Here is an 8,512-nt window from a genome sequence, read left to right on the forward strand (position 1 = left end):
CGGTCCTGTGGGTGGCCACTGACGGCGGCGATCGCCGGCTTCGGGAGCACGTGGATGCTCAACTCGATCACCAGCGATCATGCTGCGGTGGTCTGGCTCGTAAGTTCACCGGGGGTCACGCTGCGCGGGGCTGGACCGGGTGGTGCTCGCGTTGATGGTGGTCGAGCCCGTGTGAATGGTCGATGATGGCGTCAGGGCCGGTGACATCGTTGGAGAGTGCTTTTCGTTGGACGATGGAGCCAGGACGCGTGCACCGGGGTGTCCACCATGATCGCCTTTGCGCGCCGAGATCGACGTTTTGGCGGCAAAGTTCACGTGCCGGCCTGCCACAACGGCGAGCTCGGCGCGGGAAGGCAACCGCCGGCCCCGACTAACTTACGAGCCAGACCAGTGAGCTGGCCCATCGCCGGATAAGGCATGGACGCAACCAAACGCCCACTCCTGCTCGGCACCGAGGCCAGCTCTGCACCAACACGTTTACGGTGACTGGTCGCAGTGTGGTCACGAGGCCATAACGCCCCCGACTGAATTCTGCTTGGCAATAGGCGTTTTCGGTGAAGAGGTCCAATCGTTATGTAGGAGTGACGTTCGCGACTCAATCGTTAGCGAACCGCGATCCGCCACCCCGAGGCGAGTAACAAGCTTGTAGTTACCCGCGTGTTTGACTGCCACAGACAGCTATTCGACCGCCTTTGCGGCAGATGGAAGTTGGTATAGGAGCTATGAAGTTCGCAGAGAAGTTCCGCGGCACGGCAGCACAGCTGCCGCGCAGATTGGCAATCGCGGCCATCGGTGCAGCCCTGCTGGCCGGTCTGGTCGGTGCTATCGGCGGCTCGGCGACCGTGGGGGCATTCTCCAAAAAGGGTCTGCCGGTCGAGTATCTGGAAGTACCGTCCGCCGCGATGGGCCGCAACATCAAAGTCCAGTTCCAGGGCGGTGGCCCGCACGCGGTGTATCTGCTCGACGGGTTGCGCGCCCAGGACGATTTCAACGGCTGGGACATCAACACCCCCGCCTTCGAGGAGTACTACCAGTCCGGCCTGTCGGTGATCATGCCGGTCGGCGGCCAGTCCAGCTTCTACAGCGACTGGTACCAGCCGGCGTGCGGCAAGAGCGGTTGTCAGACCTACAAGTGGGAGTCGTTCGTGACCCGCGAACTCCCCACCTATCTGCAGGCCAACCGGGGCATCTCACCGAACGGCAATGCCGTCGTCGGCCTTTCGATGTCGGGCGGGTCTGCGCTGATCCTGGCCGCGTACTACCCGCAGCAGTTCTCCTACGCGGCATCGCTGTCGGGTTTCCTGAACCCGTCCGAGGGCTGGTGGCCGACGCTGATCGGTCTGGCCATGGGCGACGCCGGCGGCTACAACGCCACCAACATGTGGGGCCCGACCAGCGATCCGGCCTGGAAGCGCAACGACCCGATGGTCCAGATCCCTCGCCTGGTGCAGAACAACACCCGCATCTGGGTGTACTGCGGCAACGGCACTCCCAGCGACCTGGGTGGCAATAGCATGCCGGCCAAGTTCTTGGAGCAGTTCACGCTACGCACCAACGAGCAGTGGCGCGACAACTACATCGCCTCGGGCGGCCGCAACGCCACGTTCAACTTCCCGCCCAACGGCACGCATGACTGGGGATACTGGAACCAGCAACTGGTCGCCATGAAGCCCGACATTCAGCGCACCCTGAGCGGTGGACCCAACACCACCTGAGAACCTGAGAAACCCACCCCCCTGCATCGGCCGCAGCGCTCCCCCCCGCGCTGCGGCCGATGTTCTTCGTCAAAGATGAAGTGGTGGAGCGCTTTACTCCAGCAGCGCGCGGCGGTCCTGGTGGAAGTAGGTGAAAGCGGTCGCCAATGCGCACATCGCCGACGCGAATACCAGCATCCCGGTTCCGTTGACGAACAGGCTGATCACACCACCGGCCGTGGCCCCGACGATGAAGCTGACGAACAACAAGAAGTAGCCGAGCCAATCCGAGAGGCTTCCACCCGCGAGGTGGCGTTCGATGCCCTGACCCATCTTGACCAGCGTTCCGGTCACATAACTCAGTGGCACCGACACCTCGCCGTCTTTGACGAACGACGTGTTGAGCGCTCCAATGCCGAAGGCGACCAACATGATCGGCGGGAAGTCGAGCTGATTCTCCTCCCAACCCTCGTCCAACACGTCGACGACGGTTGCCGCCAACAGGCTGAACGTGGTCAGCACCGTCGGCCCGTGTGGATGAGCCACCCAAAAATGCCGGCGACACACCGATGCCACCAACACACCGGCGACGAAGCTCAGCAGCAGAATGCCCGCCGTCACCGACAACAGCACGTCATCGCCGAAGTAGCCCAACACCGCACGTTGCGCGTTGCCGGTCATGAAAGTGACGAAGTAGCCGGCCGAATGCGTGAACGCCGTCGCACCGAGCACGCCGGCGAGCGCCGCCAGCACCCACGACAGGCGAGCCTCACTGTAGAACGTCTCTCGCCGCATGGACTGCATGCTTCCACCGCAACCACGCCATGGGCAGAGTGGGGACTCCCATTCAGGCGAGACTCACATCAAACTGCTAGAAACTTGCCGATCGATCGAAGCGGGATGGGTAACCAGCCTGGCCGGTGTCGGGACTCGTATCCGGCCTCGTAGATCGCCTTGTCCAGCTCGTAGGCCGCCAGAACCGGTTCCGAATCGCGCGGGTCCACATCGGAGGCGGCCGCGTATCCATCGCAGAATGCTGTTCGGTTGCGCTGCACCCATTCTCGAGCCCGCGCAGCCAACATCTTGTCAGCCGACTGGTCGAGAAGCGGCCCGTACGCGGCGTATTCGAAGGATCTCAGCACCCCGGCCACGTCCCGCAGCGGCGAGTCAGGCGCCCGCCGCTCCTCCAGCGGCTGGCCCGGCTCACCTTCGAAATCGATCAGCAACCAGGTCTCCGGCGTGCGCAGCACCTGGCCCAAGTGCAGGTCGCCATGCACCCGCTGCACGGTGATGGTCTGTTCGGCCAGCTTCTCAAAGCGCTGCTCGATCGCCGACACGTACTCCCCGAGTTGGGGCACCGCATCGGCCGTGGACGACAACCGGGTCAGCATGGTGTCGACCGGGAACGGGGCCTGCGCGGTGCCCAGCGCCTCGGCGAGCCCGGCGTGCACGGACGCGACGGCCTCTCCCAGCCGGTAGGACTCGCCGGCGAAGTCACCGCCGACTTCGTAGGCGTAGAGGTCGCCTTCGGCGAACAGATCGCGGACGCTGGCGGTGGCCATTGCCCAACCTTCGGCGGCGTTGCCCGCGAACTCGGCCGCCATGCCCAGCGGCACGCTGGTGTCGGTGCCCGAACCGGTCAGCTCGTAGCTGCCCAGCAGGCGGGCCACGTGCGGATTTCCGGCGCGGCCCAAGACGCGGTTGAGTTCGATGTCGGGGTTGATACCTGGGCTGACCCGGCGGAACACCTTCAGGACGGCGTCGCGATCGAAGATGACGCTGGTGTTGCTCTGCTCGGCCTCCGAGACCCGCGGGTAGGCGTCCAGCGGCAGGGTGACACCGGGTTCCTTGCCGAACGACACCCCGTCGAGGGTGACCGATGAGTCAATGAGAGACAGCAAGAACGCCGCGGCGTCGGGGGCATAGAGGGCGTCGAAGCCGACCCGGTCACCGTCGACGCCGATGGTGGCCATCGCGCTGAACTCGGTCGGCGGTTCGGAATCCCAGCCGACGAGCACCTGGTACCGCTCGGCCGAGCCGTCGGTGTAGGTCACGTCCACCAGCGCGAGATCCAGACCGTCACGCAGAGCGACGACGAGACCTGGATCGGCAGTTGATAATTCGCGGCTTCGACCGGCGTACCAGCGCTGCTGGGGAAGCCAGTCCGACCACGGCAGATTCATTGCGACTCCTCAGACCCGCACAGCTGGAACCAGTAGAACCCGTGTCCCGGCAGTGTGAGCAGGTAGGGCAGGTGGCCGATGCGCGGAAACTCGACGTGCCCGGTGAGCTCGATCGGCGTATGGCCACTCCAATGTTGCAGATTCACTTCCAGCGGCTGCGGGAAACGGGACAAATTGTTGACGCACAGCACGGCGTCGCCGCCGTCGGGAGCCTGGCGCAGGAAGGCCAGCACCGACGGATTGGAGCCGCCGAGCTCCTCGAAACTGCCGACGGCAAACGCTTCGTGTCGGCGACGCACGGCGAGCATCATCCGGGTGAAGTTGAGCAGCGACGTCGAGGTGTCACGCTGCGCTTCGACGTTGACGGCCTGATACCCGTACACCGAGTCCTGACTCGGCGGCAGATAGAGCCGACCGGGATTGGCCTTGGAAAAGCCGGCGTTGCGGTCCGGTGTCCACTGCATCGGCGTGCGCACCCCGTCGCGGTCACCGAGCCAGATCACGTCGCCCATGCCGATCTCGTCGCCGTAGTACAGCACCGGGGATCCGGGCAGCGACAGCAGCAGCGCAGTGAACAACTCGATCTGGTTACGGTCGTTGTCCAGCAGCGGCGCCAGCCGACGACGGATCCCGACGTTGGCTTTCATCCGAGGGTCTTTGGCGTACTCGGAATACATGTAGTCGCGCTCTTCGTCGGAGACCATCTCCAACGTCAACTCGTCGTGGTTGCGCAGGAAGATCCCCCATTGCGCCAGATCAGGGATGGTGGGCGTCTGCGCCAGGATCTCCGAGATCGGGAAGCGCGACTCACGCCGGACCGCCATGAAGATGCGCGGCATCAGCGGAAAATGGAACGCCATGTGGCATTCGTCGCCGCCGGTGCTGGCGTCGCCGAAGTACTCGACGACGTCCGCGGGCCACTGGTTGGCCTCGGCCAGCAGCACCCGGCCGGGGAACTCGTCGTCGACGACTTTGCGGACCCGTTTGAGGAACGCATGGGTCTCCGGCAGGTTCTCGCAGTTGGTGCCTTCGCGCTCGAATAGATAGGGCACCGCGTCCAACCGGAAACCGTCGATTCCGAGGTCGAGCCAGAACCGGAGCACGTCGATCATCGCTTCCTGAACGGCCGGGCAGTCGTAGTTCAGGTCGGGCTGATGGGAGAAGAACCGGTGCCAGTAGAACTGCTTGCGCACCGAGTCGAAGGTCCAGTTGGACTCTTCGGTGTCGATGAAAATGATTCGCGCATCGGTGTAGCGCTCGCTGGTGTCGCTCCAGACGTAGAAGTCGCCGTACGGACCGTCGGGGTCGTGCCGTGACTCCTGGAACCAGGGATGGGAGTCCGAGGTGTGGTTCATGACCAGGTCGGTGATGACCCGGATGCCGCGCTCGTGCGCCGCGTCGAGCAGCGCCACGAAATCCTCGACGGTGCCGAATTCGGGCAGCACCTTGTAGAAGTCGCGGATGTCGTAGCCGCCGTCACGCAGCGGTGAGTCGTAGAACGGCGGCAGCCAGATGCAGTCGATACCGAGCCACTTCAGATAGTCCAGCCGCTGCAGCAAGCCCTGGAGATCGCCGGAACCGTCCGCATCGGCATCCAGGAAGGCTCGGACCAGCACTTCGTAGAAGACCGCGTGCTTGAACCAGGTCGGGTCGGCGGGCAGCGACTGGGCCTCGTTGAACTCGTCGGCTCGGGGATGCTCGACGACACCGTCTTCAACGTGACTTCCCGCTGCGGGATCATGATCGGAGGCGTGTTCTCTGTCCCTGGTCAACTCCACGACCTTACACCTACCCGGGATGAAGCATCGAAAACCTTCCCGCGCCAGACGAATTCAACGCTTCCGTTCGGCAGCGGAATGAGATCAGCCCGGCGGGCCGTCACCTAGCTGAACATCGACCGAACGGCCCTGCAGTCCCACGGTGACGTGGTCGCCCGGGTGGTGCTGGTCCAGAATGTTCGTCAGCGCGGTGGCCGAGTTGACCGGTTGGCCGTTGATCGCGGTGATCACGTCGCCCGGGTTGAGCCCGGCGCCTGCGGCCGGCCCGGTCGGGATGACCTGGCGAATGACCGCGCCCCCTCCGCCCCCGGCGTCGTTGACCCCCACGCCGAGAAACGCGGTCGGCCCGATGTGAACGGTCGCCGACGATGCACCGGATCGGATCTGACCCGCGATCGCCATGGCCTCGTTGATCGGGATCGCAAAGCCCTGCCCGCGCCCAAGGTGAAAGTTCGACGTTGCGGCGGTGTTCATGCCGATCACCTGGTTGTCGGCGTTGACCGTCGGGCCACCGGAGTCGCCGGGACGAATGTTGCCGTCGACCTGGATCAGACCGGTCAAGGTCTCGGTGCTCCCGGTCAACGAGTCGTTGGCTGACACCGTCTGATTCAGCGCGCCGATGCGGCCGTCCTCGACGTTGGGCGCCCCTCCGACGCCCCCCGCGTTGCCCAGGAAGACGATCGGGTCGCCGACGCGCACCGTGTCGGAGTTGCCGATGTTGGCCACCGGCAGTCCGCCGCCGGCGAGTTGCAGCACCGCGACGTCGTGCTGGCGGTCGAACCCGATCACGGTGGCGGGGAAGACCTGGCCGTTGGCGATCGACCGCGCGGTGAGGTCCGTCGCGCCCGCGATCACGTGGTTGTTGGTGAGGATCACGCTGGGGTCGATCACGATGCCGGTTCCTGCGCCGATCGCGCTCTGATACCCCAGCTTGGCGTCGATGTCGACAATCTGCGGGCTCACCAGCGCGGCGGTGGTGGCCACGTCGCGCGGGAGGGGCGGCGTGGGCGGCGCAGCATTCGCGGGTGCCGTCGCCAGCGCCAACCCGGCGGCCGAACACAGACTGATGACGCTGCGTAACCTCCGCGGTTTGCGGCGGTGCGATCCGCTCATCCCTCCACCTCCTACATCGAACACGGCACCAACTGGCCAGCTACGTCGTGGCGGACGTAGCTTGGTTTACCTAACCGTAGCTTGCGGCGGCGATTCGGGCATATCGACGTCGCCGATCAGCCGTCGGCTCACCAGGCGGTAACTTCAAGGCTCTCGGTTGGACGGGAACTCGACGGCAAAGGTGGCTCGCCCATGGGCGTTCTTGAATCATTTCGACTCGACGACAAAGTGGTCATCGTGACCGGCGCCTCGTCGGGTCTCGGTGTGTCGTTCGCTCAGGCATTCGCCGAGGCCGGTGCCGACGTCGTGCTCGGGGCACGACGCGTGGAGCGACTGGCCGACACCGCTTCGCTCGTCGAGACCGAGGGCCGCAGAGCGCTGACGCTTGCCACCGACGTCGGTGTGCCCGAGCAGTGCCAGGCGTTGGTCGACGCCGCGATGGAGACGTTCGGCCGGGTGGACGTGTTGATCAACAACGCCGGCGTGGGCACCGCGGTCCCGGCGACCCGGGAGACGCCCGAACAGTTTCGGTCGGTGATCGACGTCAACCTCAACGGGTCGTATTGGATGGCGCAGGCTTGCGGGCGCGTGATGCGGCCCGGCAGTTCGATTCTCAACATCGCCAGCATTCTCGGGATCACCACCGCCGGACTGCCGCAGGCCGCCTACAGCGCCAGCAAGGCCGCGGTGATCGGGCTGACCCGCGACTTGGCCCAGCAGTGGGGCTCGCGCAAGGGAATCCGGGTCAACGCGCTGGCCCCGGGATTCTTCAAGACCGAAATGACCGACGAATATCCGCCCGAGTATCTCGACAGCCAGGCGCATCGATTGGTGCTCGGGCGCCTCGGTGACGGCCGCGAACTCGCGGCCACCGCAATCTGGCTGGCATCGGCGGCCGGCGGGTATGTCACCGGGCAGACGATCGTCGTCGACGGTGGACTGACCATCACCTAGGCATGCCCTACTTCGACCCCGAAGCGCACTTCGCCCGAGCGCGGATCGCCAGGCTGGCCACCGCCGGGGCCGACGGTCGCCCACACCTGGTCCCGGTGGTGTTCGCGGTGGCCGACCACGTCATCTACACCGCGGTCGACGCGAAACCCAAGACCACCCAACGACTGCGGCGCTTGGCCAACATCGAGCGCAACCCGCAGGTGAGCCTGCTCGTCGACCATTACGACGAGGATTGGACTCAGCTGTGGTGGGTGCGGGCCGACGGCGCGGCCACCATCCACCACGAGGGCACGGAACTGGCTGCCGGCCAGAACCTGCTCCGCGCGAAATATGCCCAGTATGAATCGGTTTCGCTGATCGGCCCGGTCATCGCCGTCGCCGTGCTGCGCTGGGGCAGTTGGCACGGGTAACCGAGCCTCACGTCTGTGGCGATGCTTGCCACCGCCCGTCCGGCTCGAGAACACGACGCCCGCCATGCGGCCGACGGGAGCCCGCCCAGCAGGGTATATGCCCGCCGATGCGGTCCGCCGAGAGCAACACGCGCCATTTATGGCGGGTTTGCTGCGCGTAACGTAGGGCACAATTGGGTATACCGATTGCAGGCTTGGCTTCTTGCATCGTTTCGGAGGGTGGACACCGTGGTGGGAGCGATTCGAGTGGGTTGGCTCGCGGCGCTGACCGGCGCGCTGGCCGCGGGGGCCACGGCCGCTCCGGCGGTGGCGGCGATCGCACCCCCAACCTTGAGCGCAGGCATCGCATCGATCCAGCCGGCCACCGGTGCCGTGGTCGG

General features: G+C 65.4%; 7 protein-coding genes. 3 read left to right on the top strand and 4 right to left on the bottom strand.

Features of this window, described 5'->3' with window-relative positions; genetic code table 11:
• Positions 1 to 722 precede the first annotated feature (722 nt).
• A complete protein-coding gene (locus AC2VOG_RS05795; protein WP_486938966.1) occupies positions 723 to 1,715 on the top strand; it encodes an esterase family protein in 993 nt (330 codons plus the stop codon).
• Positions 1,716 to 1,808: 93 nt separating this feature from the next.
• On the opposite strand, the gene AC2VOG_RS05800 is transcribed toward AC2VOG_RS05795, so the two are convergent.
• The 4 genes from AC2VOG_RS05800 to AC2VOG_RS05815 all read right to left on the bottom strand — a co-directional run bounded on the left by AC2VOG_RS05800 (position 1,809) and on the right by AC2VOG_RS05815 (position 6,768).
• On the bottom strand, positions 1,809 to 2,489 hold the full coding sequence (locus AC2VOG_RS05800) for a YoaK family protein (RefSeq protein WP_486938972.1): 681 nt from the start codon (positions 2,487 to 2,489) through the stop codon (positions 1,809 to 1,811).
• A gap of 68 nt (positions 2,490 to 2,557) precedes the next feature.
• Entirely contained in the window at positions 2,558 to 3,877 is a 1,320-nt protein-coding gene (locus AC2VOG_RS05805) for a maltokinase N-terminal cap-like domain-containing protein (protein WP_486938967.1), read from the bottom strand.
• Positions 3,874 to 5,649, bottom strand: a complete 1,776-nt coding sequence (treS, locus tag AC2VOG_RS05810) for a maltose alpha-D-glucosyltransferase (protein ID WP_486938968.1) — start codon at positions 5,647 to 5,649, stop codon at positions 3,874 to 3,876. The genes AC2VOG_RS05805 and treS overlap by 4 nt, the downstream gene beginning before the upstream one ends.
• Before the next feature lie 90 nt (positions 5,650 to 5,739).
• Positions 5,740 to 6,768: a S1C family serine protease gene (locus AC2VOG_RS05815; protein WP_486938969.1), complete on the bottom strand. Its 1,029-nt coding sequence runs from the start codon at positions 6,766 to 6,768 to the stop codon at positions 5,740 to 5,742.
• A 192-nt stretch (positions 6,769 to 6,960) separates the two neighbouring features.
• Between AC2VOG_RS05815 and AC2VOG_RS05820 the strand changes: the two genes are divergently transcribed.
• Entirely contained in the window at positions 6,961 to 7,722 is a 762-nt protein-coding gene (locus tag AC2VOG_RS05820; RefSeq protein WP_486938970.1) for an SDR family NAD(P)-dependent oxidoreductase, read from the top strand.
• Positions 7,723 to 7,724: 2 nt separating this feature from the next.
• On the top strand, positions 7,725 to 8,132 hold the full coding sequence (locus AC2VOG_RS05825) for a TIGR03668 family PPOX class F420-dependent oxidoreductase (protein ID WP_486938971.1): 408 nt from the start codon (positions 7,725 to 7,727) through the stop codon (positions 8,130 to 8,132).
• The last annotated feature ends 380 nt before the right edge of the window (positions 8,133 to 8,512 follow it).

This window comes from Mycobacterium sp. TH-M11, assembly GCF_057473725.1.